A 26942-nucleotide genomic window follows, 5' to 3' on the forward strand; every position below is an offset into this window, starting at 1 on the left:
TAAGAGTGATCAATGAGAGACACGTTAAGCGCCAAAAAGAATATTCTCAGCTCCTTTCTGCCATTTTGGGTGTGTAAACATCGCTTTTGAAAAAGTAGGATCATTATAATGATCCACCAACCATGCTCTTAAATAAGGGAGCGGAGCTTGAGCGTACCACTTCTTATCAACTCGTGAAAACTGACGAATAAAGGGTAAGATAGCGTAATCCACCAAGCTCGGTGCTTCTCCCATAATATAAGCATGCAGAGATAACGCTTGCTCGATAGCCATTAACCATTCACAACATCGCTCTCTGCATTCAACTTCATTCGTATCGTGATAGCGAGAGGCTGCGCGATATTTTCGCAATGCATCAACAAACTCATGATCACTTCGATAGATAAACTCAAGCATGTGGGGGAGTTTCTGCTTATCATGTGAATAGAGTAGGTTATTAGGATCTGATTGAGTTAGTGCCCAAATCATCACATCAAGACTTTCGTCGATTACTTTACCATCACTTAGCTGCAATACAGGAACCGTACCTTTCGGTGAAATCGATAGCATTTCTTCAGGTTTATTCTTCATATCAATATCACGCAGCACCACAGTTTGTTGTGCATGTAAAATACCCAAACGAGAACGCATCGCATAAGGGCACTGTCGAAGGGAGTAAAGAATGGGCGTTGTCATGATTAAATACTCAAAAGCTAACGTGTTTTAAATCATATTAATGGAATAAATCCTTGGTTTCACCTTTATTTCTTTATGATCTGGATCAATAAAAGCTGAATAAGTGGTAATAAAAGCGTGAGGCGAGTAGAATGCCCCCTCAAAAAATTATTACATATAATAAGAAGCGAGCAATTTCATAATGAGTAGAAAACTTGAATTATTGGCCCCAGGTGGTGATGTAGAAGCGATTAAAGCAGCCATCGTAGCAGGAGCAAATGCCGTTTACTGTGGTTTAGATGTATTTAACGCACGTAACCGCGCTGCCAATCTTTCATTTGATGAGCTAAATGGTGTATTACGATTAGCTCATGAATATGGCTGTGAAGTTTTCTTAACATTGAATATTGTTCTTCTTGAGCATGAAATTAAATCAATTTCAAAGCTACTTAATCAACTAGTAAATACCACTATTGACGGCATTATTGTTCAAGATCTTGGTATGTTTAATCTAGTAAAAAAATACTTTCCAACACTAGATATTCACGCTTCAACGCAATTAACAACACATAACGATGGTCAAATTCAATTTTTGTCTAAGTTAGGTGCTTCACGCGTTAATTTATCTCGTGAGCTTAATATTGGTGAGATTAAATCCATAACAGAGCTAGCGCATGAACACGGTGTATTAGTTGAAGTATTTGTTCACGGTTCATTATGTATTGCTTTCTCTGGTCAATGTTATTCAACATCAGTCAGTGTCGGTAACTCTGCAAACCGTGGACGCTGTAGTCAAGCATGTCGTGATGAATATGAAGAGACTGATGTTGGAAATAAATACCCATTAAATTTAAAAGATAACTCAGCTTACTTTGAATTACCTGAATTGGTTGATGCTAAAGTAGATTCACTGAAAGTGGAAGGCCGAATTAAAGGTGCTCATTACGTTTATACTGTTATTGAAAACTGGCGTAAAAATATCAATACGTTTGTTGAGTCGGGTGAGCTATATGAAGATGATTCAAACCTACATAAAGTATTCAATCGTGATTTTACCAACTCATTCTTGAAAGGTAATTTAACTAAAGACATGTTTATCGATAACCCGCGCGATAATAGTGTGAATTATGCGGTTCAACAAAGTAATGCGATTGATGTAGTACAAATTCAAGAAGTAAAACAAGAGCTTTATAGTGATAAAAACGCACTTGGAGCAACGCTAGAAGACAAAATCAAGTTCTTAGATATCAATAAGATTTCTATCACGATCGCTTTTAAAGCGGTTCTTGGTGAACCATTAGTTGTAACGATAACACCAAGCAATAAAGATCAAGAAACGTTTGAGGTGAAATCGCAATCGCTGCTAAGTGAAGCGGGCGAGAAATCGATTACTTCGTCAGAATTAGAAAAAAGGTTCAAAGGCGTAATTAACGCTAATTACGAACTTACCGGTTATGATTTTTCTGAGTTAGCGGATAATTTAGCTATTCCATTTAGAGAGTTAACTGAACTTAAAGATAACGTGGCTTATTTACTTAATGGGTCTAAAGAAGTGCTAAAGTTTGTTGATGTACCAGCATTACCTAAGTACGCGAAAGTAGAAGAGAAACCTAAACTATCAATGCTGATAGCAGATGTCGAAGACTTAAATGTATGCGATGCAACAGATGCAGATATTTATTTTAAATTACCTGAAAGCTTTAGAAGAAATGAGACTAAGTACATTAATATCTTCTTAGAAAACCCTCGTTTAATTCCATGGTTCCCAGCGGTATTGATTGGTAAAGATTATAATGAAGCGGTTCGAGTTCTTGAAGAAGTTAAGCCTACGCGTATCGTAACAAACAATACAGGTATAGCGTATAAAGCGTTTGAGATGGGCATTGAATGGATTGCAGGTCCATTCTTAAATACCACTAACTCACACGCATTAGTGACAATGAAAGAAGAGTTTAATTGTTCGGGTGCCTTTATCTCAAATGAGATCAATAAAGGACAAATTAAGCATATTCGTCGTCCAGAGAACTTTAAACTACTTTATAGTATTTACCACCCGGTGTTAATGATGACAAGTCGTCAGTGCTTCTTCCAACAAACGGTAGGTTGTAATAAGCGTGCAATTGAAGCTGGTTGTATGTTGAAGTGTGAAAAAGCGACAACAATAACCAATACAAGAGGGGTTTCTTTTGCGGTAGATAAGCAAAAAGGCGGCTACCCAAGTATTTATAATCACGAGCAATTCTTAAATATGGATATTGTGACTGATATGTCGGATTTATTTGATGAGTTCTTTATTGATTTAACTAACATTGGTGGTGGTTCTAAAGTACAAGCTGATAAAGTTGAATTAGTAAAACATTTTGAGCGTTTGTTGAATGGCGATGAGCAAGTACAAGAAGAGCTGTTTACCATGGTGCCAATTAATACGCATGACCAATATAAAGTAGGTCTATAAGCGCTAATTGTACTGATAATCTTAAGATAGAAGCCGTGATCACATATCACGGCTTTTTTTTGTCTATAATTCAATAATAAGTATGGATTTGATATTGCGAAGTATAATTATAAACACTGAGAGGAATTGGCTATGGTGACACTACAACTACTGAAAACAGAAGATGCAGAAGCGTTACTGGAGTTTGAATCGGTAAATCGAGAATGGTTTGAATCATTCATTGAAGCGCGAGATGAGGATTTCTTCAGTGAAGAGGGGATCAAAGATCATATTGATTTTTACCTATCTGAATATGAAGAAGAGAGAATTTATCCGATGATATTGAAGAATGCTCAAGGAACTATTTGTGGTCGAGCCAATCTTTATAATATTAATCGAGAAAAAGAATCCGGTTTTATTGGTTATCGAATTGGTGAAGAATTTGTTTCTCAAGGGTTCGCTACTTATGCAACTAAAGAATTGATTGATGTTGCCAGAGAGACATTAGCGTTGAGCCAATTAATAGCTACAGCAGCGACGGATAATTTGGCATCCCAAAGAGTGTTAGCCAAAAATGGTTTTAAACAAGCGGGTTTTAGACCTGAGTTTACCATTGTTGACGGTGAAATTATTGATTGTTATGAATATCGCTGCGTAATTAAGCAGTTATCGACAGTGATATAAAGTGAGATATAGCCCTAAAGCAGGGCTTGCTATATACTTTCTTGTTTCAAAGGAATTCCTATAATGGAAATGATCATCGTCTCTTCTGAAAAACAGAAACGTCTAATAATGATCTTTGCTCGTATGAAAGCAAAGATGTCAGATAAAGCGTTACTGAAAAATTTAGATGCATACCAAATCAACTCAACGGCTTACCCTGCATTTAAGAAAGCACAGGATCTTCGTGTTGAGCGTATTCATTTACCTTTTGGTGATGATAAAACAGGATCATTAGATGGCGGTGACTTCTTGTTCCGTTACCTTTCTAAGGGCTACATTTGTCTTGGTGATTTTGAAGGTCAACCAAAGTCAGATCTAGCACCATGGGGGGTTCGCTCTGTTCGCCGTCAACCTAAAATAGGTTTTGGACTGTAATAGATTAAAACTGTCAATTACAGGATAGTTATAGCGGCATCGTAAGATTGATGGGCTAACCAGAATTAAATTGCAATGGGAGTATTCTATAAAATTCATATTATGAGCTTTGTAGAGGGCTTCCATGAATCATTTCAGCGAAAATTTCATCGCACTTCCTTTGTTATTCTTACCCTTCGCTTTATTCAAATGTGTAACGATCCATATTTTAGGATCCCGCTAATGAAACCAATGGTTTAACCCTATATAATGCAGCCTAAGTAAGTTACTGATTTTTTTATATACTAAAATTATCTAATTAATGACTGAACCAAACTGTTATAAAAGGAAGTTAAAGTGAAATACAAACCGTTTTCGTCAATATTTACATTTAGTGTGTTGTCTCTTTCGATGTTGAGTGTAAACAGTTCGGCCAACGTCGGTTTAATTCCCGTGGTTGGTGGAGTTGTTAACTCAGCAGAAATACTTAAAAATCAGATACATTCATCTGTAATATATACAACGGAAACGGTTCGTGATGCCGCTATTTTTACCATTGCAGGCATCACATTAGATGCTTACATTTTATCTCTTCCATTGGATGGTGATGTTAAAAAAAGCATCATTGCAAAGCTTTCTAATCCCTCATACGCGATCCCTTTAGGTCATTTTCTTTATACCTTTGTTGATAAATACGGAGATATGGATAATGAAGATGCTTTTAAAGCCTATTTGAAAACCCAATACGATGAAGAGACACTTAACGGATTTAGTCATTCTTTGTTTACTCTTAATAGTGTTCAAAAAGAAGAGAAACCAGAGTTAGCAGATAGCCATCACCAAGGGTTAAAGATTGATCGCAAATTGATTGCGAACATGGTGATTGTGTATGATGAATTGGTACAAATTGGTGAGTGGAAGGATCTTGAGGTATTACCCGAGCGCTATACTTATCTCTCTGATACGCCTGAAGATAGAAAAATAATAGATAAAATTCAACCAATCATCATTGCTGGAATGACAAAAGCACTCACAAGTATGGATGAGGGAGAAATGCGTGGGGCGTTAGAACAAATCATTGAAGAGGGTAAGCCTGAGCATAAAGGCTCTGTGAATAATAAAGCAGAAGCATTAACCATTACTCTTATTGATTTTGTTCGTCTTAATGTCTTGAAATCATACCGCCAGTTTGTTTATCAAGAGCAGCGACAAGAGGTACTCAATAAATGGTTACAAGAGAGTTTTAAAGACAACCCTGCGACGGTTATTGCTTATTTAGAATCTCGTCAGCAACGTCGACTAGCAGTTCAAGTTACGGTGGATGGTTTGCAACAAGGTCTGCTTGAAGGATTAATGTCACCGATTGAAAAACCATTTATCAAACAGGTGTATAAAGATCATCTTAAGCATGAAACCTATAAGCCTCAGAATGAAATCACCACGCAGCCAGAGCACGAACAGCAATTATCATTCTTAAAAAGGCTGACAGAGAAAGAGTATAACGACTCATCTTATTTGCCATTTTTTACTGAGTTATATCAAAATCATGATAAAAGTATTGTTAATGTAGGGATATCATCAACGCCTACCATTAGTGTTCGTAATTTACCGATAATAAAGACGGGTGCGAAGGTCTCTGGTAAAGGTGGAACTGGAATACCGAATTTCCATTTTGTTGACCGACAAGAAGATCGCGCTTATTACTTTTTCGGCAACGATGCTTTGCAGCTTGATCGTCTAATGGATGCAAACAAAGTTCAAACCATGTTTGATCGCTTGGATTACCTAGTTACGTTAAATTGTAATGCCCAATACGATTGGAATGCACACACCACTTATGATGGTTTAGTGAATCTAGGTGCCGGTGAGAGTTTACGAGACTTTGGTGAAAAGCGTTGTTTGAGAGAGTTAACACAACGAGCCAAAGCAGAGAAAACGATTGTTAAGATGCGAGCAAAGTTAATTGACGATATTGGTGTTTATGATGATATCTTTGTTTTGGATATCTACAGTAAATTAACGCAAAAATGGAAGATCCAACAGAATTTAGAATCCTTGTCGAAACTAGAACAAAAAGGCATGCCAGATTACGCCTTGATCTATAATCCATGGCCTGATCATTTTGCTCATTTTACTGGCCCATTTAGTGATGAAATACTCATGCCGACAGGGGAGTTGAATCGATTAGATTATTGGTTAACGCAATTTACTAACACATATAAAGATGCAGGTGTATACGCTAGAACACTTTGGGGGATGGCTGGGGATCACGGCTTATCACCCGTGTATTATTCTCTTAATCCAGAAAAACAGGTGTTCGATTCTCTTCAAACAGAGCTTGGTTATCCGTTAGTGGTTAAGAAGATCTCTTCGGATGAAGGTGAAGGCCCTAAAATTACCAATGCGCTTAATTATGAAAGTAATAAAGAGGTTGATGTGGTGGTTGCCTCTACTGCAGGTGGCAACTTTATGATGGATTTCTTTAATTCAGCCGAAGGTTGGAAAGTGCAACCTACATACACAGAGCTAACAACGTGGACGCCTGTTAATGCCAAAAAAGGTGGCTCTATTAATGTGGTTAATGAAATCGCATCACGTTTAAAAGAGTCGTTAGATTATCTCGTTGTTAGAGAAACACACTGCACGCTAGAGGAATGTAAAGCTCGAATTATTGGTTTTAAAGACGGTGTTAGAGTTGATGAATTAATCACTAAAAAAGGGGAGCGATTACTTTATCAGCCTGTTATTGGTTCATCCCAGTTACTTGAACTCGATATTCTTAATCCATATAAATCGCAGCCAAATGAAGCTGAATTAGCATCATATCAAGCGTTATATCAACGATGCATGGTTTCTGCCGTTAGCGATGATGTCAGTTCATGGTGTACAGAGCAAGAATGGCGAAGCTTAACCGCTTACACAGCGCGACCAGATTCAGTGAATCAATTAGCTAAATTGTATGAAGAAGACAGAGCAGGGACGATAAACTTATTCCCTAAATTTGGGGTTGGGTTTAATACTAAAGTGCCAGGTAGGCATGCAGGTGAGCATTACTTAGAAAAAGATGCCTTTTTAGGATTCTGGGGAACACCCGTAGGATCGGATGCGTCGGAATTGAAGAGTAACGCGAATGGCTCACTTGCTCCGACATTATATGAATATCTTACCCAAGAAATCGTTATTAAGAATGAAAATGGATGGGGTTTTCCTTCTTTGCTCAGTGAGCTGGATATACAAAAAAAGTAAATAAAAGAAGACAATAATCATTCTCTTTTGATGGCTTGAGAGTGCATTGTTGGGGGGTTCATACATAATGTTAAGTGTTTTTTATCAAAAAATAAGAGTAGTTTTATACATGCTTTTGGATTTTATTTGTGAAAAAGGACACATTTATTAAATAATAAGACTGTTAATATGTCTCATTAATTATTCGCTTGTTTCATTAGTGAGTCATGCAATGTAGGGGGTGTTGGCTCCACTGCTAATCCTACATTGCTTTATATTATTTAGAATTATAAAAGTAGACATACTATGCATTTAACATTAAAAACAAAACTTGTAATAACAAGTGTTGCTCTTATCGTTTTAACGATTATTTCGTTGGGTACTTTTTCATATCAAACGATGAAAACTCAAGCGTGGGATAGTATTCGCAGTGAGAGTGGGAATACTGCAAAAGCATACAGTTTAGGCATTGGAGATTGGTTCAAAGGTCGTCAAGATGCTATTACGGCAATGAAAGAAGCCATAGAACGAGATCCAAATTTAGATATGGTGGCACACTTAAAACAAACCTTTACGTCAGGTGGTTTTGGACTGAGTTACTATGGTGATGCAGAGGGGGTAATGCAACGTCAAGATCCATCACTAAATCAAGCGGGTTATGATCCTCGAACTCGTGGGTGGTATAAAGAAACAATGGCTGCCAATAAAGCGATTACCACAAAGCCTTATGTTAGCCATACCATGCAGGCATTAGTAGTCACATTGACTGAACCTGTACGTGAAAATGGAAAAATCATTGGTGTTACAGCATCTGATCTCTCTTTATCTACTTTAATCGATGATGTACTGGATATTCCTGTCCTAGGAAAAGGTTACGCCATGCTTCTTGATGTCAGCAATAAAATTGTCGTTGCTCATCCAAATGAAAAAATGACACTAAAGCCAATTTTAGAATTAGGTCAAGGGTTTGATGCAATAAACTTAAATAGTGAGCTTGCCTCTGACGGCTTCTTTTTTACTGAGCAAAATGGAGTAAATAAAGCCGTAATGGTAACGGCTGTCCCTAATACAAGTTGGGCTATTGCTCTTGTTATGGATCAAGACACACTAGAAACGCCGTTAAATGCAATGCTATTTAAATTAATACTTATTGGCGGCTTAATTTTATTGTTTGTTTCATTATTTACGGGCTGGTTAGTCACACGCCAATTACGTGAATTAGGTACAGTATCAGAAGCCTTAGCAGATATTGCAAATGGTGAAGGGGACTTAACGGTTCGTATTAATGTTACATCTGATGATGAAGTGGGTAAACTCGCTGAAAACTTTAATCAGTTTGTTTCTCGTCTTCACACAATGGCATCGAATTTACGTGAAATCACATTAGAGCTTAATCGTTCTGCTACGGACTCAGCAGATTCAGCATTTCAACGTAGCCAAAACATTCGTCATTAACAAGATGAAATTACCATGGTCGCGACTGCGGTAACAGAAATGGCAAGTGCAACTCAAGAGATAGCGGGTAATGCAGAGAATACAGCAAAATCTGCAGAGCAAGCGGTAGACTTAACCCAAGAGGTGAATAATCAAGCAAACCAAAGCCAAGCATCAATTGGAAATCTTGCGCGTGAAGTAAACAGTGCAGTGGATATCATTGAAGATCTTAATGGCCACGCACAGAAGATCAGCTTAATTCTAGCCACTATTCGGTCAATTGCAGAGCAAACGAATTTACTTGCATTGAATGCGGCAATAGAAGCCGCGCGAGCTGGTGAACAAGGGCGTGGGTTTGCTGTTGTTGCAGATGAGGTTCGTGTGTTATCTCAACGCACTCATACCTCAACAGAAGAAATCCAATCGATGATTGAAACACTGCAATCTACCACGCAAAAAGCGGTATCGGTCATGTCGGACAGTCACCACTTGGCTCAAACGAGTGTAAAAGATGTTGATGAGGCTGGTGTAAGTATTGAAAATATAGCAGTTCAAATTAATATGATTAGTGATATGGCGACGCAGATCGCTTCGGCAGCAGAAGAGCAATCAAGTGTTACTGCAGAAATTAGCCGTAACACAGAAGGTGTACAAGAGGTTGCCAATCAAATGGCGAGTGAAGCTGAAACCGCAGCACAACAAGCAGAGGCATTAAAGTCACTAGCGGATTCACTAGAAGAAGAGATCAAACGTTATAAGCTTTAAACGTTTAAAATTTAATAAAAACCGTCATTTTTTGACGGTTTTTGTGTCAAAAAAATGTGATTTTCGTCCAAAAATAAAGAAATAAGAACAATGGCTAAAATATTTCAGAAACATTGTTCATTAGCTATTCCCAAACGTAAAACAAGGTGTAGAATATGCCTCCTTGATCGGCCAACACTCAATGTGTTAATTATTCCAGTGTATTGAAAGTAAAGATAAATATACTATTAGGACATAAATGAAAAACGTATTATTTGCTCTTGTTATCTCCTTAGCAACAGTGTCTTGTACTCCAATTTTTGATGGGAATTATAATCAATCTAGCTCTGAGTCTTGTGATTGTAGTAATGGTTCATCAAATTCAAATATGTGGCAACCAAGCACCTCAAAACCAAGCACATCAAAACCAACCCAAACACTGGAAGAGCAATTAGCAAATCTTGCTAACCAAGTACACAATAAGTGGGGGAATAAAGAGTTTCTTGAAGCCGGTAAGCATCGTTACGTAAAGTATCTTGATGGCTATCGTACTCGTGCACATATTGATTTTGATAAAGGTAAAATTTACGTATCTACGATTTCTCAATATCAACCAAAAGAAACGTTAAAAAAAGCCATTATAGGCACAGTTTTAATGCCGGCAGATCCATCGCATGTTGATTTATTCAGTGATAAATCAATTCCGCTGCGTGGACGCCCATTTTTATTGGGTCAAATTAAAGATCAAGAAAACAAAGACATTGAATGGCCATGGCGAGCAGGGAAATACGCTGATTATTTAATTGAAAATAAGCTGCAATCTAAAACGATTAAAAACGGTAAGGCATATTACGTTGAGATCTCAATGGTAGATGACCATTTAGAGCAACGTGAATTTCAATATGCAGATTTGATCAAAAAAGCGTCGAAAGACTACGGAATTTCAATCGATTTAATTTATGCCATTATCCAGACCGAAAGTAGCTTCAACCCTTATGCAGTAAGTCATGCTGGTGCTTATGGTTTAATGCAGGTGATCCCAAAAACGGCAGGAGCAGATGTATTTAAACTAGTTAAAAATAAATCTGGTATCCCAACAAAAGAGTATTTGTTCAATCCTGCGAATAACATTGATACAGGCACAGCTTATTTTTATATCTTGAAAAATAGATACTTACGCGATATCAAACACCCGACCAATAAGCATTACAGCATGATCTCGGCTTATAACGGGGGCTCTGGTGGTGTATTTTCAACGTTTGATACAAGCAAAACTAAAGCTATCAGTGAGATAAATAGTTTAAAACCGGAGCAGTTATACTGGGCGTTAACCAATAAACATCCAAAAGCAGAAGCGCGTCGATACCTTGAAAAAGTGTTGAAATTTCAAAAAGAATTTAATGAGAAAGCGTAGATAGAATATGTTGATTGAGAGGGTAAATAAATTGTATTACACATTTTTAATACAATTTGTTAGCTTCTCATTCTATTAAAAATATAATCAAATTAGTTGGTGGTAACGCTAGATTGAAACAGATTTTCTTTTGTTTGCTGTGTTTATATTCTTCACTTTCATGGTCGCTTGAATTGACTAAAGAAGAAAGTGAGTGGCTTAAGCATAATAAAAACTTTACATTTTATAATGATAATTATGATTCAAGACTTTTCTTTATTGAAAATGGCGTTCAAAAAGGGGTATACAGCTATTTAGTTGCGGATATTAATAAAAAGTTAAATACAAACTTTACCGTACAAATTGAAGATATTGATGTATTGCATGATAAGTTTAATAATTTAGATCCTGGTCTGTATTTTGATTTTGCAAATACAAAGGAGAGGCGTGAAAACTACTTTTTTGTACCTACTTTATATCGAGTAAATACGAAAGTTTTCTTTAAAGATACTGAAAATATTAAAGACCTAGTTAGTTTAAATCATAAAAGAATTGGCCTTATTGATGATTGGTATTCTACAACTAATTTTGTTAATCAATACGAAGAATCAATACATTATAGTCCTGTAAAATATAAAAGCTTAAATGAATTAACAGAAGCGTTGGAGGTTGGGGATATTGATGCTTTTGTGGCAGATACACAGGTGATTACTGATAAAGCTTATCCAACGCTTTCTTTGCCACGACTAGAAGATTTGTATACCTCATTTGCTATTTCTAAGGAATACGTAGATCTATATTCTATTTTAATTAAATATTTTACTGATTTAAAAACAATAGAAGTAAAGGATATGGTGAAAAAGTCGCGTGAAGATTATTTCATCTATTTATTTAAAAAGAGTGAAAAGCTTAAAGGGCTGGAGATCAGTGTCGGTTATGGATTTAATGAGTTTCCAACCAGTTATTATGTTCATAATGAATACCATGGAATAGCACCAACACTTTTCGAGAGTATTAAATTAATATTTAAAGATGTGGTTAATTTTACAGAGCCAACTATTGGTGAATGTAACGATTATGATATTTTACTTTCTACCTTTGAAAATAAGTGTATAACCGATAACTATTTATTAACTAAGCCATATTATACCTTTGAACTTTCTGTCTTTAATAAATTAGAGGGTAATTTTATATCTCGTATTGCAGATGTTAACTACTCAACCGTAGGGATATTGAAAAATGCTTATTATTACGACTATGTGAAAAATAATACGCTAAATGTAAAAATGGTATTTTTTGATACTTTTGAAGAAATTATCAAAGCCGTCGATGATGGGATCGTAGATTACGCCTTTGGCGATCAAAGATTATTGCTTAATCACACAATTAATCATGATATGTTCGATCTAAAAATAGCCGGTACATTAACAGAAAAAGCGTCTGTCTATATGGCTGTAAAAAAAGAATATAAGGCATTGTTTGACGCGATTAATCTTATATCGATAAGTTCAGATAATGAACGGTTAATTAAAAACATTTATATTAATAAAAATGAAAAGTACAAAAGAAATGACTTATGGATATGGATCTGTGTTTTGAGTGTTTGCATACTCATTATCGCTCTTTTACTTGTACGAGTTTTCCTTGCGAAAAAAACACAGCATCGACTTTTAACTATGAACGAGTCCTTGATTGGTTCATTAGAGATGGCGTCTTTGTACAGTGATGAAGAGACCAGTGAGCACAATAAACGGATTAATATTTATTCTGAGTATTTATCTAACCTTTTGAAGATGCCAAAAGCGTTTGTTGAGGATATCCGTATGATTGCTTCTCTGCATGACATCGGAAAAATTGGTATCCCTCATTACATTTTAAAGAAACCAGGGAAGCTTGATCCTGATGAATTCGATGTGATGAAACAACATGTTAACATCGGCTATGAGATCATAAAGAATACCGAATTAAGTATAATCACCAAAAATATCGTACTTTACCATCATGAAAAATGGAACGGAAAAGGGTATTTACACCTTGCAGGTAAAGATATTCCAATTGAAGCTAGAATCGTTAGTATTGTTGATGTGTATGATGCGCTAAGACAAAAACGAGTTTACAAAGAAGGGTTCACCCATGAGGTTGCAATAGAGATTATTGCAGAGGAAAGAGGGGTATCTTTTGATCCTATGATTGTTGATCTGTTTTTACATCATCACGAAGAATTTAGAGCGATCTTTGAGAATAATCAGTAGATAGAATCAGGGGCTAGAACCTAGCCCCTAAATATTAGTCCCTAAGCGCAGCTTCACCTTTCACATCAAAATTAATTTTCTCATGTCCTGCAAACACCTGGAAGCGTTTACCTTTTGCACGAGCAATAATCGTAATGCCAAATTTCTGCGCCAAATCTAAGCCCATTTGCGTTACGCCTGAGCGAGAAAGTAAAACGGGAATGCCCATTTGAGCAACTTTGATCACCATTTCAGAGGTTAAACGACCTGTGGTGTAAAACAGCTTATTGTCGCCCGTACCACGGTTTAACCATAATTCACCCGCCAGAGTATCAACCGCATTATGACGGCCTACATCTTCCACAAAAGAAAGCACTTGGTTATTTTCACAAATCGCACAGCCATGAACGGCACCCGCCGCTTTATAGGTGTCATTATGATACGTCAGCGCTTCTAATGATGCATAAAGATCTGATTGGTTAATCGTTACTTGAGGTACTTGGTAATTCTCAAGTTGCTTCATAACGTTGCCATACATGGTGCCTTGACCGCAGCCCGAAGTGACCGTTTTTTTCTTTAAATTCTCTTTAACGTGCTCGGTGGTCTCTTTAGTATTCACCGCGGCTGTTTTGGTTTCCCAATCAATCATGATGGATTCTAATAACGTCACATCACTAATGAAATGTTGATTCTTTAAATAACCAACGACTAATTCAGCAGGGCGTGCGCCTAACGTCATTAGAGTCACCACTTCTTGCCAATTCAACATAACCGTTAATGGTTGTTCACACGCGACTTCTTTTGTTAGCTTCTCACCGTATTCATCATAAACATCCACAGTAAGAGTTTGTTTAGGTACAGCGCCAGTAGTTATTATTTTTGGTGATTGGCTCAAAGTAAGCTCCAAATTAATGAGATTTAAGGTAATTAATAATATTTAAGGTAACAAATGAATGACACGCAAATTTTATACCACAGGATGAGTTGTGGTTAAATTAGAAATAAACCGTTGTTGGTATAAGGATTGCTTTATAGTGTCAATAGAGATAAAAAAGCCTCATAAAAAGAAGGGTGAGTTGTGGATCAAAAAACAGAAAACCAATGGCCACTTCAGTTTGAAGTGATTGAAGAAACCAAACAAGTAGGACGTTGGAGTGCGCCATCTTGGCATCTTGGTGACATTCATCTTTATGAGAAAAAAACACAAGCAGCGCAAAGTAACGGCATCTTGTTTGAACGTGATCTAGAAATATTCTTAGATGAACGAACCGATTACCGTTTTAATTTAAGCTCCCAAGATCCGAAGCTATTTTTTGCGTTTGAAAACGATAATGACGTACTAATTCCTGTAATGGTTACGGCTTCACAAAGCTTGATAGGCCAATACATGGATGGTGATTACGTTGTATTATCGATTGGAATGCCACTACCAGTACAAGCATGGCTAGAAGCTTTTATTGGCAAAAACGGTGAACTGATAGAAGTTCGTAGAAAGAAACGTAAAGGTGCGGGGCGCGCAAGTGAGCAACTTCCTAAGTAGATGGGCACTGAGAAAACAGAAGGTAAAACAAGGTGAAGAGGTCAGTGATGAGCCTATTCAAGCGTTATCAATACCTGTTATTGAAGCTTCTGTCGATGATATTGAAACCGCATCAGTTCTAGAAGAGGCAGAGGTGACGGCTGAGATAGATCTACCTACCGAGGCCGATCTAGGTGAAATTACAGGAACCAGTAATGTCAGCCAATTTATGGCAATTGGGGTAGATAAAAACCTGAAAAAAGCCGCATTGCGTAAGATGTTTTTGAACCCTGAATTTGCAATGGAAGATGAGCCAAACTACTCAACACCACCAAAACTGGATAGTGAAACTGCAGCCAAGTTACGAGATTGGATGGTAGAGCCTGTTGAGGAAGAAGAGGGTGAGAGTGAGCCAGCCTCAGTGGCAGAACCATTATTACAAGAAGCATCAGAACAACAAGAAGTAATCGAAAAAAAGGAAGCAACAAACAGTAATGATAATGAATATCAATACGTTACAGGCAGCAAAAAAGCGTTAAGTGAGACAAAAAAGACCATTTAAACGATCGGGACATTTTGAACCAAGGTGAGACAAAATGTCCCGACAAAAAACACATCCTATCAAATAGTCTAAAAATACCGCATTTTAGCTAATTAATATTTCTAATAATTACCCATTAAGTTGGTACGGTTATTGCGATATAGCACCTAGAAACCAGTCTTAGAACTGAATAGGCCCAAATGGGGTCAAGAATAGGTGAAGCAATGTTAACCCAATTTTTAGCACAATCTGAAACAACGAATGCCAAAGCGCGTCAGTTCGCTATTGCGCAAACCGTTGAGTTAAACAACTTAATCCCACCAACGGTGAGCTACGAAAGCCGTGGAAACTTGATCATCATTGGACCTACCAGCATTATTGTTGATGTTGCCGAGCAGTTCTCAGAGCTGAACAGCATCACACTGGTATCAACCGAATCCGATGCACACAATAAAGAGACTGAAAGAACGGTTTACCACGCTAAAGATCTAAGCATCAAAGGCTTTTTAGGCGCATTTGATGTTGAGTGTACCCTAAATGGTGAACGTGTTAATTTAGCAAAAGCAACCATTGGTGCTACTGCATTCGATCTTGTGTTAGACATGAAACTAAATAGCGTAATGTCAGAGCAAGTGCCAGTACCTGGTTACTATCCAGTCGGTCGTGGTTATCCAACGCTAGCTCAGGTGCTTGATGAATTGCCAGCACTTGTTGGTACCTTTGATAAACCAAAATACTTTCGCTTAAATCCAGAGTTATGTGCACACAGTTCACGTGGCGTTAAAGGGTGTGAGCGTTGTGTTGATGCTTGTCCTGCTGGCGCACTAACCAGTGAAGGCTCTGATCAAACAGGCCACCACATTCAAATTAACCCATACCTTTGTCAAGGTGTTGGTACCTGTGCAACGGCTTGTCCGACAGAAGCCATCAGCTATGCATTACCAGAAGCGGAGAAAACACAAAACTTTGCTACTCGTCTATTAGCAAACTACAAGAAAGAGGGGGGGGAAACACCCATTATCGCTTTCTGTAGTGATCGCCATGAAAACTTCAATGTCATGGCACTAAAAACCATGCCAGATCATGTTATCCCAGTGGTGCTTGATGAGCTTCTTTCAGTTGGTATTGATACGTGGTTCTCTGCACTTGTTAATGGTGCTGCGCAAATCCTTTTCATTGCTAGCCGTAGAATGCCAGAAACCATTCAGCGTGTATTAACGCAAGAAGTCGAGATTGCACAGGCTTTCTTATCTCAACTAGGGTTAGATCCTCAACGCATCCAAGTGGTTTACATGGAAGCGTTACACGAAATGACACTTATCGAAACACCATTAGCAGTCATTGAGCAACCATTAACGGGTAATAAACGCGCACGCTTAATGGGCGCGTTAGATCACCTTGCTGCTGATGCGATTGCAAATAATATCGAAATAACAGAAATTCAGTCTCTGCCTTCTCATGCGCCTTATGGCAGTGTGAGCTGTGAAACGAAAGACTGTACCTTATGTATGGGGTGTGTCGCGGTTTGTCCAACTCGTGCTCTTCATAGTGATCCCGAATCACCAACATTAAAATTCATTGAGCAAGATTGTGTTCAATGCGGTCTTTGTGTCAGCGCTTGTCCAGAAAAAGTATTGAGCATGAAAGTGCAAATGAACTGGATCCAAACACAGCGTCAAGAAACACAAATCATGCATAAAGAAGATGCCGCGTGTTGTATCACTTGCGGAACGCCTTTTGCCCCAGCATCAATGATTGAAATGCTAAGAGTTAAGTTACAGGGTAACCCACACTTTAGTGATGAAGCTTCTATTAGTCGTCTATACATGTGTGAAGATTGTCGAGTGAAAGACATCTTTACTGATCTGTCTGCAAACCCAGAAAAACAATTAAAGGTGTAATGACCATGAATGAACAACAGCAAGTAAGACAAGAAATCTATGGTTTATTAGCGCATTTATTTCGTATTGCACCAGATCAAATGGTGATTGATTGGCTAAGTACGCTTGAAGTAGAAAGTAACGATGATCATGCAATGAGCAAAGCATGGTCTACAATGTCAAAAGCGGCTCAAGAATCAAATCAAGAAGCCCTAACAGACGAATACCAAAACCTATTCATTGGCGTTGGCCGTGGTGAAGTGATGCCGTTTGGCTCATGGCACATAGCGGGCGCTTTAATGGAAAAACCGTTAGTTGCCCTTCGTCAAGACCTTATGCAATTAGGTTTTGAGCGAGCAGATAACGTAAAAGAGCCTGAAGATCATATTTCAGCATTATGTGAAGTTATGGCGATGCTTATTGAAGCGGGTGATGCAGAAGTTTTGCAACAACGATTCTTTAACCGTCATATTCAACCTTGGTATGTAGCGCTGTGTGAGCAAATTAATAACGCTGAAAATGCGGATTTCTACCAATCAGTGACACAACTAGTTGAGGCGTTTTTCATTGTAGAACAAACGCGCTTTGCAAAAAATCCAAACGCAATTGAAGTCACAGAAGTATAAATGTCGGTGTGACTTAACAGAATTAAAACCATAAAAACAGACGCCCATTCCAAGTACATTGGAAGCAAAGGAGCATTGAATGAGCAATAAAAATACGGACCTAAACCGCCGCACGTTACTGAAGGGCCTTGCAACTGCAGCTGCCGCAGGAACAGTAGCAGCAGCGGTATCAGGAACAGCAAGCGCAAACACAGTAACGGATAAAAAAGACGTTGAGAAGAAGGGCGATGGATATCGCGAAACTCAACACATTCGTGACTATTACGATAGCCTATAACGGAGCTTAATAATGAAATTAACTAAACGTTCCGATTCGGTACAAAAGCAAGAGAACCAGCTGGGCATTACACGTCGTATGTTCATGCGTACTTCAACAATTGCTGCGGGTGCAGTAGCAAGTGCAAGCATGTTTGTTCCAAGCATGATGAAAAAAGCACAAGCGAAAGAAGTGCCAGTTGATGCACCAACAGAAGTGAAACGTACAATTTGTTCTCACTGTTCTGTCGGTTGTGGTATCTACGCTGAAGTACAAAATGGCGTATGGACTGGTCAAGAGCCAGCATTCGATCACCCATTTAACGCAGGCGGTCACTGTGCAAAAGGCGCAGCACTGCGTGAACACGGTCATGGCGAACGTCGCCTAAAATACCCAATGAAGCTAGAAAATGGCAAATGGGTAAAACTGTCTTGGGATCAAGCGATCGAAGAGATCGGCAACAAAGCACTTGAGATCCGCAAAGAATCAGGCCCAGATTCAGTGTACTGGTTAGGTTCTGCGAAGCACAACAACGAACAAGCGTATTTGTACCGTAAAATGGCGTCATTATGGGGTACAAACAACGTCGATCACCAAGCGCGTATTTGTCACTCAACCACAGTAGCCGGTGTTGCAAACACATGGGGTTACGGTGCAATGACCAACTCATTCAATGACATGCATAACTGTAAATCTATGCTATTCATTGGTTCAAACCCTGCAGAAGCACACCCAGTAGCAATGCAACATATTCTGATCGCAAAAGAGAAGAATGGTTGTAAGATCGTTGTTGCCGACCCACGTCGTACACGTACAGCAGCAAAAGCAGATCACTATGTTTCATTGCGTCCGGGTTCAGACGTTGCCTTCATTTGGGGCGTACTGTGGCATGTATTTGCAAACAAATGGGAAGATACAGAGTTCATTAACCAACGTGTGTTTGGTATGGATGAGATCCGCACAGAAGTAGCAAAATGGAACCCAGCAGAAGTAGAGCGCGTAACAGGCATTGCAGAAGCTGAAGTGTTTGAGACAGCAAAACTGCTTTCTGAAAACCGTCCAGGTTGTGTTGTTTGGTGTATGGGTGGTACTCAACATACAACGGGTAACAACAACACTCGTGCATACTGTATCCTAGAACTTGCTCTTGGTAACATGGGTAAATCAGGCGGTGGTGCAAACATCTTCCGTGGCCACGATAACGTACAAGGCGCAACGGATTTAGGTGTTCTTTCAGATACGCTTCCAGGCTATTACGGTGTTGGTGAAGGCGCATGGAAACACTGGACTAAAGTATGGGATCTTGATTTTGAGTGGGTGAAAGGCCGCTTCGATCAGGGTAAATACAATGGCAAAACGCCAATGAATAACTTTGGTATTCCTGTATCTCGTTGGGTTGATGGTGTTTTAGAAGACAAAGCAAACATCGAACAAAACGACAATATCCGTGCAATGTTTTACTGGGGTCACGCAGTAAACTCACAAACACGTGGTACTGAGATCAGAAAAGCAATGAGTAAGCTGGATATGATGGTTATCGTCGATCCATACCCAACCGTTGCAGCAGTAATGAACGATCGTACTGATGGCGTATACCTTCTTCCTGCCACAACGCAGTTTGAAACGCATGGTTCTGTAACCGCATCAAACCGTTCATTCCAATGGCGTGAGCAAGTTATTCAGCCGTTGTTTGAATCAAAACCTGATCACGAGATCATGTACCTATTGACTAAAAAGTTAGGTTACTCAGATCAACTGTTCAAAAATATCAGAATTGATGAAAACAACCAACCTGTGATTGAAGACGTTACCCGTGAATTCAACAAAGGTATGTGGACGATTGGTTACACAGGCCAAAGCCCAGAGCGTATTAAAGCGCACACAATGAACTGGCACACATTCCACAAAACAACGTTAGAAGCAGAAGGTGGCCCAGTGAATGGTGAAACCTACGGTCTTCCTTGGCCTTGTTGGGGTACACCAGAAATGAAGCACCCAGGCACGCATATCCTTTATGATACGTCTAAACCTGTTGCTCAAGGTGGCGGTAACTTCCGTACTCGTTTTGGTGTGGAATTTGAAGGCGAAAGCTTGCTAGCAGAAGACAGCTACCCAGTAGGCTGTGAAATTGAAGATGGTCACCCAGAGTTCACTGACAAACTGCTTAAGCAACTTGGTTGGTGGGACGATCTGACTGCGGCTGAAAAAGTAGCAGCAGAAGGCAAAAACTGGAAAACCGATCTATCTGGCGGTATTCAACGTGTTGCAGTTAAACACGGTTGTATGCCATTTGGTAATGCAAAAGCACGTGCGATTGTATGGACGTTCCCTGACCGTGTTCCACAACACCGTGAGCCGTTATACACACCACGTCGTGATTTAGTTGCTGATTACCCAACATGGGATGACCGCGCGGCTAACTTCCGTATTCCAACATTGTACAAAACAATTCAAGACCAAGATAAGTCAAAAGAATACCCAATTATTCTGACGTCTGGTCGTCTGGTTGAGTACGAAGGTGGCGGTGAAGAAACGCGTTCTAACCCATGGCTTGCAGAGCTTCAACAGGAAATGTTTGTCGAAGTTAACCCGAAAGACGCAAACGACATCGGCTTTAAAGATGGTGACATGGTTTGGGTTGAAGGCGCAGAGAAAGGTCGAATTCATGTTAAAGCAATGGTAACACGTCGTGTTAAACCGGGCTTAGCGTTCGTACCATTCCACTTTGGCGGTAAATTCCAAGGTGAAGATTTACGTAGTAAATACCCAGAAGGTACTGATCCATACGTAATCGGCGAAGCAGCAAACACAGCAACCACTTATGGTTATGATCCTGTAACACAAATGCAGGAAACCAAAGTGACACTATGTAAAATCACGAAAGCGTAGGGGTGATATAAAATGGCTAGAATGAAATTCTTATGTGACACCAAGCGTTGTATTGAATGTAACGGCTGTGTCACAGCATGTAAAAACGAAAATGATGATGCACTAGAGTGGGGCATCCAACGTCGTCGTGTAGTAACACTAAATGACGGTGAGCCGGGTGAAACATCAATTTCTGTTGCATGTATGCACTGTACCGATGCGCCTTGTATGGCCGTTTGTCCTGCAGATTGTTTTGAACACACAGAAGATGGCATCGTACGTCACAACAAAGATCTTTGTATCGGTTGTGGCTACTGCCTATTTGCTTGCCCATTTGGTGCGCCGCAGTTCCCTAAACAGGGTGCATTTGCTGAGCGTGGAAAAATGGACAAATGTACGTTCTGTGCTGGTGGTCCGGGTGTAGAACCAGGGTCACAAGAAGAGCGTGAAAAATACGGCGCAAACCGTATTGCAGAAGGCAAATTACCAATGTGTGCTTCTTTATGTTCGACTAAAGCGCTGCTTGCCGGTGATGCAGAGAAAGTATCTGACATCTTCCGTCAACGTGTTGTAGAACGTGGTGCAGAAGCCGCTGGTTGGACAGATGGTGAAGATCTTTCGTTTGATGCGACTAAGAGCTAATCCAGTGGAGAGAGTGATGTTTACACAATTAAAACGTCTTTCTCTTTCGTTATTGCTGCCATTATTGGCAGCATTAACGCTTTCATTTGCTGCACCTAGTATGGCAAATGAAAGCGCAACGAATAAGAGTGCAGAGAAAGAAATGACCCAACTTGCAGGCGCTGATTTTTGGCGTGAAGTAAAGGCAGGTCAAGAAGGCTATACAACGTCTCAATCGCCTGAGCATGGTGTACTTATTAGTACCGCAGGCGAAACGTGGTTTGTACTAAAAGAAAAATGGATGTCACCATTAGGTGCACTTGCTATTTTTGGTAGTTTAGTAATGGTAACACTGGCGTATTTCGTTGTAGGCCCATTAAAACTAAGTAAACCAAAAACAGGCCGTAAGATAAAACGCTGGTCTCGTCTGGATCGCGCCTTACACTGGAGCATGGCATTTACATTTTTAACGCTGGCATTTAGTGGTTTATGTTTAGTTTATGGTAAACACTTTTTAAAACCGATTTTACCAAGTGAAATCTGGGGCATGATTATTTATGCTGCGAAGCAATACCACAACTACATAGGGCCTATCTTCTTTATCCTACTAATGTGTGTACTTTTGAAATGGTGGAGAAAATCTATCTTCAACAAGACAGACATTCAATGGTTCATGAAAATGGGCGGCATGGTAGGTAAACACAAAGGTTCGCACCCATCAGCTGGTTTTTCAAATGGTGGTGAAAAAGCAATTTACTGGTTATTAATTATATTTGGTACTGTTGTTGCTTTCAGTGGTTTTGTATTAGATTTCCCAATTTTCGGCCAACTACGCCGTGACATGGAACTATCTAACCTTGTGCATATGCTATCAGCACTTATTCTGATCTGTGGTTTCATCTTCCACATCTATATCGGCTTGTTCGGTATGGAAGCAGGTCTAGATGGCATGGTAACGGGTGATGTTGATGAAACATGGGCAAAAGAGCACCATGACTTATGGTATCACGAAGTGAAAGACCTTCCTGAAAACCAACCACAAGATAAGAAAGTAGATTAAGTTAGTTCATTACTTTTATTGTCATAAATTCAAAAGCCGAGCAGGGTAACTTGCTCGGCTTTTTTATATTTAAATGTCATCACATGCATTACTTCTGTTTTTGTAATAGTGTTTTACCTGAAAGTGGGCTTATTGCGGTGTTTTGCATGAAAGGGTGACTTCTTTGTACAATTAAATCAGGCAGCTTTAAACTGAATGATCTGAGTCAATTATTAAATGAGCCGGGCCTAAAAAGTGACATGGCAGAAGTGGCAGTAACAAATAACACAAACGCACTAACGATGGGACACTTTACTATGTCTCCAGGTGTTGAGTTTGAATATTTTTACGATTCAGTTGAATACAAAGTAGTAACAAAAGGTAAAATCGTAGTTCGTGACGTTGAAGGTAACAAGTACGTTGCAGAAGTAGGCGATGTTATCCTTTTCTCTCCTGATGTAACTGTAATCTTTGATGCTGAAAGTGACGGCGAAGCGATTTACACAGCGCATCGTCAAGCAGCAGAAGACTTTGCTCCTGCAAAATAATGTATGAATTTAAAGCCTGTGCAATTACAGGCTTTAAATCGCATTAAAGTGGTTATTTTGGTTTCTACCATTGCTTTTAGAATAGTACAACGCTTTATCTGCTTCGATGATCGCTTTCTCATTATTTGCGTCATCTTCTTTATTAATAGAGTAGGTAGTAATACCAATACTTAAGGTGATAAAAGAAGATACATCAGAGTTTTCGTGAGAAATACATAAAGAGGTAATGTTGGCTTGAATCTTTTCAGCCATCTGTATTGATTCCGCTTGATTGGTATTGTTCATCACGAAAATAAACTCCTCACCGCCACATCGAGCGAGAAAATCATTTTCTCTACAGCTGTCTTTTAACGCTTTAGCGACAGCGATTAATGCTTCATCACCTTTTTTATGACCATAGGTATCGTTGTAATTTTTAAAATAATCAATGTCTATCATCATGATAGAGCGAACAGTTAAATCCTGCTTATTGTTTAAAAAATGCAATTCTAATGCTCTTCGGTTTGGTATCGTCGTTAATACATCAGTAATGCTGAGTTTATGCAGTTTAATATTTAGTGTGCTGATTTCTTTATTTTTTCCTATTAAGATACGAATAAATACAACAATAACAACTAGAATACAAAGTAGAAAACCAGAAAAGAACATTATCTTATTGGCATTTTTTTCAAGCTCTAAAATTCTGCTTTCTTTCTTTTTATTATCAAATGAATGTAATAGGAATTGAGTTTGAGATTGATTGTTATCATTTAGTTGCTTTGTTTTTATAGCATGGCTTTTTTCTAGGTAATAAATAGCGTCTAGAGGGTTATTTTGTTTTAGGTAAGCTTCATATAAGTAAAAGTAGGTGTCATCTTCTAAATAAAATAATTCTCGTTTTTTAATAGAATCTAGAGCAAGTTGGTGTTGCTGAATAGATTTGTCGTATAGCTCTAAACGGTTATAAGCTTTCCCATAAGCATTGTATAAAGCAACATCAAAGTGATAAAAACCGTTTGATAATCCATTTTTATGTCGTTCAGTTGCTTGGTTGAGAAGGGCTAGCGCTTCCTTTGAACGACCGACAGTAGTAAGATAATCTGCTTCGAGTAAAAGTTGGTTAGTTTGAAAGTTGTCTTTAACGATTGAATCTTGTAATGATGCTAAGAATCGCTGAGCTTCATTTAAGTAGTACTTAGCATTATCTAAATCATTAAGTTGAATATACGCATTGTACAATTTATATACAACGTAATATGCCTCTTCAGGTTTGGTGTTATTTATCTTTAATTGATATTGAAGTGCTTGTTTTAACTGACGTATTGCTTCGTTGTAGTTTTTTAAAAAAAGATAGTCGATACCAATGTCTGTCAATGAAAAGACGATATCACTGTATTGTTCTTTCTCTAAATAGATATTTAACGCTTTTAATTTAAAATTGATCCCCGTAATGGTTTGATTATTGTTCCAATAAGAAAGACCAAGTGTGTAATAAACACGTTCTATTTCTGAATATTTTATGTTCTGTGCGAATTCTAATGCTTTATTAGCTTGTTTAATAGTCAGCGTGCTTCCACCTTCTACATCAGCAAGATCGTAAGTTCGTCCTAATGAAATTAAAATAAAAGCATTACTATAATCATCATTATCATTAAATAACTCTTCAGCGTGACGATACGTATTTTCAGATAGGTCATATTGTTTTTGTTCTAGTTCTATATGGCTTATCTCGTAAAATAATCGAGATAACACATGAGAAGCAAGTTCAGGGTAAATGAATTGCTTTGCTCTGTTGAAATGCTCTGTTGCATCATCATACTGATTATTGGCTGAATCAATATAGCCCTTAATAAACTCAGTATAAAAAGACGGAACTTGAGAGCTATGGTGTGAAACGGATGATATTAAATAATCAATATGTTCACCGCGTCGTGCAGATTGCGCATTAAGAATAAAACCAATAGCTTGTTGAATTTGGGGTGATTGTTTTGATAAATCACTCTCGGTATTGAGAGATAATAGCTTTGCAAAAAATAGAATGACTAAGCTTATCAAAGCCAGTAAAGAAATAAAAAGTCTTAGTTTCATGCAATCATTAGTTATCGTCCAAAGTTATATCAATAATATCAATAGTTACAGCATAAATATAGCAATCATTCTCACGGGTAAGATAGTGATTGTGCTAATGATCATATCAATACGGTTTACTTGATTCGATATTCTAGATTGGTTTTGGGTTTATCGTATTAAGTGGTAAATTTAGGCTTAATTGGATATTTTAAGTAGGGGAAATAGATTGGCTCAAAAATACTACGTAGTCTGGAAAGGTCGCGAAACGGGAATATTTACAACATGGGCTCAATGTAAAGCTCAAGTTGATAAATTTGCTGGAGCGAAGTATAAATCATTTCCTTCATTAGTTGAGGCTGAATCAGCTTTTGGTAACAAATCGAGTATTCAATCATCTGCTGTTAAGGCGGTGAAAACGGCAAGTAAGTTAAAAAAGACGCCTCTTACTCAAAAACAAATAACGGATATGTTATTTGATATTAAAATATTCACGGATGGGGCAAGTGTTCCTAACCCTGGTGAAGCGGGTGCAGGTATTGCGGTCTATGAAAATAATAAGATAAGTGAATTGTGGTATGGCATTTATCAAACAGTAGGTACAAACAATACTGCTGAGCTAAATGGATTGCATCAGGCTTTTATGTTGGCAAAAGATAAAATTGCGAAAGGACATTCAGTTGCTATCTATTGTGATTCTACTTATGCGATACAAAGTATAACTCAATGGGCTGAAGGGTGGTCAAAGAAAGGCTGGACGAAAGCAAGTGGAGAAATCAAAAACTTAGATATCATTAAACCAATGTATGCTTTGTACCAAGAGATCGTGAGTAAGATAGAGATTTATCATGTTAACGGTCACGTTGGCATTGAAGGTAATGAATTGGCAGATAGAATGTCGATTATTGCTATTGAGTCTAAAAATAAGTCGTTAACTCTTTATCAAGAAACGACGGACATAGCGAAAATTTTAGCGCTTCGTGCAGGTTAAGGAATGTACATAATAATAGACACAACACAGTCTACTGTACTTTGTCCCCTAAGGATGCATAATTCCTACATTTATATAAAGGCTTCTTTATGAAAATAGTCAGAGTGAATAATAATAACAAACATGTATACGCTAACTTGTATCAAGGTTATGCCGCCGAATTTTCTAAGATTATTGAAGATAAGCCAGATGAAAATGGGTTATTCGACATATACCCTAAAGTTGAAGGCAATGTTTCAGGTTACTTATTGTATGTAGATGATAGACCAGCGGCTCTTACTGCTATTATGGAAAAATCAGCAAAGGAATATGAAATTTGCGATTTTTATGTATTACCATGTTTTCGAAAAAACAAAATTGGTAAGCATTTTATCATTGAAATTTTTGAGCTTCTTGGAGGCGCTTGGGAAATAAAGCAAGTTGAAGGGGCTGATCATGCCGTTAAATTTTGGCAGAATGTAGTTAGCGACTATACAGTGAATTCTTATATTGAGGATAAGTATCTTGATGAAAAATGGGGATTAGTCACAAGGCAGCGTTTTAGTCATACGAAAGGTAACTAAATTACGGATAGATTTTTAGTAATTAACAAGGAGTGTGTCATGGGTACAGTTATCGGAATAGGTGTTTTGGCACTAATTGCATTCTTAGTAAAAAAGAACACCGGACTGCATTTACACCAATGGATTACTAAAAAATATCAAGATCATTTAGATAGTAAAAACCACGACTAAGCGCATTTTATATATGTGAGTACGTTTATTTAAAACACTCGAATCTACTCGCAATGATAAAATAGACCTATTACTATAGGG

Annotated in this window: 21 protein-coding genes and 1 pseudogene; 19 read left to right on the top strand and 3 right to left on the bottom strand. The window is 38.2% G+C overall.

Going from position 1 to position 26942, the window contains the following annotated elements; all coding sequences use genetic code 11:
* Nucleotides 1-24: 24 nt before the first annotated feature.
* A complete protein-coding gene (locus PVK62_RS02155) occupies nucleotides 25-675 on the bottom strand; it encodes a glutathione S-transferase (RefSeq protein ID WP_274443187.1) in 651 nt (216 codons plus the stop codon).
* 181 nt (nucleotides 676-856) lie between these two features.
* Here PVK62_RS02155 and PVK62_RS02160 point away from each other — a divergent pair, with 181 nt between their 5' ends.
* The 7 genes and pseudogenes from PVK62_RS02160 (at nucleotide 857) to PVK62_RS02190 (ending at nucleotide 13213) form a co-directional block, all read left to right on the top strand.
* Nucleotides 857-3109, top strand: a complete 2253-nt coding sequence (locus PVK62_RS02160; RefSeq protein WP_274443186.1) for a peptidase U32 family protein — start codon at nucleotides 857-859, stop codon at nucleotides 3107-3109.
* Between the two features lie 132 nt (nucleotides 3110-3241).
* Entirely contained in the window at nucleotides 3242-3772 is a 531-nt protein-coding gene (locus tag PVK62_RS02165; protein ID WP_274443185.1) for a GNAT family N-acetyltransferase, read from the top strand.
* Nucleotides 3773-3835: 63 nt separating this feature from the next.
* Nucleotides 3836-4186 carry a hypothetical protein gene (locus PVK62_RS02170; RefSeq protein WP_274443184.1) on the top strand — a complete coding sequence of 117 codons (351 nt, stop codon included), beginning with the start codon at nucleotides 3836-3838 and terminating at the stop codon, nucleotides 4184-4186.
* Between the two features lie 390 nt (nucleotides 4187-4576).
* Nucleotides 4577-7411, top strand: a complete 2835-nt coding sequence (locus PVK62_RS02175; RefSeq protein ID WP_443111752.1) for an alkaline phosphatase family protein — start codon at nucleotides 4577-4579, stop codon at nucleotides 7409-7411.
* Nucleotides 7412-7696: 285 nt separating this feature from the next.
* Nucleotides 7697-9589: pseudogene (locus PVK62_RS02180) on the top strand (methyl-accepting chemotaxis protein).
* 238 nt (nucleotides 9590-9827) lie between these two features.
* Nucleotides 9828-10982 carry a membrane-bound lytic murein transglycosylase MltC gene (gene mltC, locus PVK62_RS02185; RefSeq protein WP_274443182.1) on the top strand — a complete coding sequence of 385 codons (1155 nt, stop codon included), beginning with the start codon at nucleotides 9828-9830 and terminating at the stop codon, nucleotides 10980-10982.
* Between the two features lie 173 nt (nucleotides 10983-11155).
* On the top strand, nucleotides 11156-13213 hold the full coding sequence (locus tag PVK62_RS02190; RefSeq protein ID WP_274443181.1) for an HD domain-containing phosphohydrolase: 2058 nt from the start codon (nucleotides 11156-11158) through the stop codon (nucleotides 13211-13213).
* Nucleotides 13214-13247: 34 nt separating this feature from the next.
* Here the strand turns inward: PVK62_RS02190 and PVK62_RS02195 are convergent, their stop codons facing one another.
* Nucleotides 13248-14087 (bottom strand): formate dehydrogenase accessory sulfurtransferase FdhD, encoded by an 840-nt coding sequence (locus tag PVK62_RS02195; protein WP_274443180.1) that lies wholly within the window; start codon nucleotides 14085-14087, stop codon nucleotides 13248-13250.
* A 183-nt stretch (nucleotides 14088-14270) separates the two neighbouring features.
* Between PVK62_RS02195 and PVK62_RS02200 the strand changes: the two genes are divergently transcribed.
* From PVK62_RS02200 to PVK62_RS02240, 9 genes are all read left to right on the top strand, one after another.
* Nucleotides 14271-14732 carry a DUF3305 domain-containing protein gene (locus tag PVK62_RS02200; protein WP_274443179.1) on the top strand — a complete coding sequence of 154 codons (462 nt, stop codon included), beginning with the start codon at nucleotides 14271-14273 and terminating at the stop codon, nucleotides 14730-14732.
* Nucleotides 14713-15273: a DUF3306 domain-containing protein gene (locus PVK62_RS02205; protein ID WP_274443177.1), complete on the top strand. Its 561-nt coding sequence runs from the start codon at nucleotides 14713-14715 to the stop codon at nucleotides 15271-15273. Before PVK62_RS02200 ends, PVK62_RS02205 begins: the two co-directional genes overlap by 20 nt.
* Before the next feature lie 203 nt (nucleotides 15274-15476).
* The gene (locus PVK62_RS02210; protein ID WP_274443176.1) at nucleotides 15477-17153 is read left to right on the top strand and encodes a 4Fe-4S dicluster domain-containing protein; all 1677 of its coding nucleotides are present in this window, start codon (nucleotides 15477-15479) and stop codon (nucleotides 17151-17153) included.
* 5 nt (nucleotides 17154-17158) lie between these two features.
* On the top strand, nucleotides 17159-17758 hold the full coding sequence (locus PVK62_RS02215) for a TorD/DmsD family molecular chaperone (protein ID WP_274443175.1): 600 nt from the start codon (nucleotides 17159-17161) through the stop codon (nucleotides 17756-17758).
* 79 nt (nucleotides 17759-17837) lie between these two features.
* On the top strand, nucleotides 17838-18035 hold the full coding sequence (locus PVK62_RS02220; protein ID WP_130044540.1) for a twin-arginine translocation signal domain-containing protein: 198 nt from the start codon (nucleotides 17838-17840) through the stop codon (nucleotides 18033-18035).
* A gap of 12 nt (nucleotides 18036-18047) precedes the next feature.
* Nucleotides 18048-20903, top strand: coding sequence for a formate dehydrogenase subunit alpha (locus tag PVK62_RS02225; RefSeq protein ID WP_274443174.1), 2856 nt, complete (start codon nucleotides 18048-18050; stop codon nucleotides 20901-20903).
* A 12-nt stretch (nucleotides 20904-20915) separates the two neighbouring features.
* The gene (gene fdh3B, locus PVK62_RS02230) at nucleotides 20916-21524 is read left to right on the top strand and encodes a formate dehydrogenase FDH3 subunit beta (RefSeq protein WP_274443173.1); all 609 of its coding nucleotides are present in this window, start codon (nucleotides 20916-20918) and stop codon (nucleotides 21522-21524) included.
* A gap of 16 nt (nucleotides 21525-21540) precedes the next feature.
* Nucleotides 21541-22563, top strand: a complete 1023-nt coding sequence (locus tag PVK62_RS02235; protein WP_274443172.1) for a formate dehydrogenase subunit gamma — start codon at nucleotides 21541-21543, stop codon at nucleotides 22561-22563.
* A 170-nt stretch (nucleotides 22564-22733) separates the two neighbouring features.
* Nucleotides 22734-23090, top strand: coding sequence for a cupin domain-containing protein (locus PVK62_RS02240; RefSeq protein WP_274443264.1), 357 nt, complete (start codon nucleotides 22734-22736; stop codon nucleotides 23088-23090).
* A gap of 33 nt (nucleotides 23091-23123) precedes the next feature.
* Here PVK62_RS02240 and PVK62_RS02245 read toward each other — a convergent pair whose 3' ends face one another.
* Nucleotides 23124-25157, bottom strand: a complete 2034-nt coding sequence (locus tag PVK62_RS02245) for a tetratricopeptide repeat-containing diguanylate cyclase (protein ID WP_274443171.1) — start codon at nucleotides 25155-25157, stop codon at nucleotides 23124-23126.
* Nucleotides 25158-25365: 208 nt separating this feature from the next.
* On the opposite strand from PVK62_RS02245, the gene PVK62_RS02250 reads away from it, so the two are divergent.
* The 3 genes from PVK62_RS02250 to PVK62_RS02260 all read left to right on the top strand — a co-directional run bounded on the left by PVK62_RS02250 (nucleotide 25366) and on the right by PVK62_RS02260 (nucleotide 26861).
* Nucleotides 25366-26127, top strand: a complete 762-nt coding sequence (locus tag PVK62_RS02250; RefSeq protein WP_274443170.1) for a ribonuclease H family protein — start codon at nucleotides 25366-25368, stop codon at nucleotides 26125-26127.
* Nucleotides 26128-26216: 89 nt separating this feature from the next.
* Nucleotides 26217-26690, top strand: coding sequence for a GNAT family N-acetyltransferase (locus tag PVK62_RS02255; RefSeq protein ID WP_274443169.1), 474 nt, complete (start codon nucleotides 26217-26219; stop codon nucleotides 26688-26690).
* A gap of 39 nt (nucleotides 26691-26729) precedes the next feature.
* Entirely contained in the window at nucleotides 26730-26861 is a 132-nt protein-coding gene (locus PVK62_RS02260) for a hypothetical protein (RefSeq protein ID WP_274443168.1), read from the top strand.
* Nucleotides 26862-26942: the final 81 nt, after the last annotated feature.

It is taken from the genome of Aliivibrio sp. S3MY1, assembly GCF_028765575.1.
Lineage (GTDB): Bacteria > Pseudomonadota > Gammaproteobacteria > Enterobacterales > Vibrionaceae > Aliivibrio.

What these genes read in the sequence shown, in the direction of transcription:
- PVK62_RS02235 (WP_274443172.1), top strand. Translation starts at nt 21,541, where the DNA reads ATGTTTACACAATTAAAACGTCTTTCTCTTTCGTTATTGCTGCCATTA.
- PVK62_RS02165 (WP_274443185.1), top strand. Translation starts at nt 3,242, where the DNA reads ATGGTGACACTACAACTACTGAAAACAGAAGATGCAGAAGCGTTACTG.
- mltC (WP_274443182.1), top strand. Translation starts at nt 9,828, where the DNA reads ATGAAAAACGTATTATTTGCTCTTGTTATCTCCTTAGCAACAGTGTCT.
- PVK62_RS02225 (WP_274443174.1), top strand. Translation starts at nt 18,048, where the DNA reads ATGAAATTAACTAAACGTTCCGATTCGGTACAAAAGCAAGAGAACCAG.
- fdh3B (WP_274443173.1), top strand. Translation starts at nt 20,916, where the DNA reads ATGGCTAGAATGAAATTCTTATGTGACACCAAGCGTTGTATTGAATGT.
- PVK62_RS02155 (WP_274443187.1), bottom strand. Translation starts at nt 675, where the DNA reads ATGACAACGCCCATTCTTTACTCCCTTCGACAGTGCCCTTATGCGATG.
- PVK62_RS02160 (WP_274443186.1), top strand. Translation starts at nt 857, where the DNA reads ATGAGTAGAAAACTTGAATTATTGGCCCCAGGTGGTGATGTAGAAGCG.
- PVK62_RS02170 (WP_274443184.1), top strand. Translation starts at nt 3,836, where the DNA reads ATGGAAATGATCATCGTCTCTTCTGAAAAACAGAAACGTCTAATAATG.
- PVK62_RS02260 (WP_274443168.1), top strand. Translation starts at nt 26,730, where the DNA reads ATGGGTACAGTTATCGGAATAGGTGTTTTGGCACTAATTGCATTCTTA.
- PVK62_RS02215 (WP_274443175.1), top strand. Translation starts at nt 17,159, where the DNA reads ATGAATGAACAACAGCAAGTAAGACAAGAAATCTATGGTTTATTAGCG.
- PVK62_RS02245 (WP_274443171.1), bottom strand. Translation starts at nt 25,157, where the DNA reads ATGAAACTAAGACTTTTTATTTCTTTACTGGCTTTGATAAGCTTAGTC.
- PVK62_RS02255 (WP_274443169.1), top strand. Translation starts at nt 26,217, where the DNA reads ATGAAAATAGTCAGAGTGAATAATAATAACAAACATGTATACGCTAAC.
- PVK62_RS02175 (WP_443111752.1), top strand. Translation starts at nt 4,577, where the DNA reads ATGTTGAGTGTAAACAGTTCGGCCAACGTCGGTTTAATTCCCGTGGTT.
- PVK62_RS02210 (WP_274443176.1), top strand. Translation starts at nt 15,477, where the DNA reads ATGTTAACCCAATTTTTAGCACAATCTGAAACAACGAATGCCAAAGCG.
- PVK62_RS02220 (WP_130044540.1), top strand. Translation starts at nt 17,838, where the DNA reads ATGAGCAATAAAAATACGGACCTAAACCGCCGCACGTTACTGAAGGGC.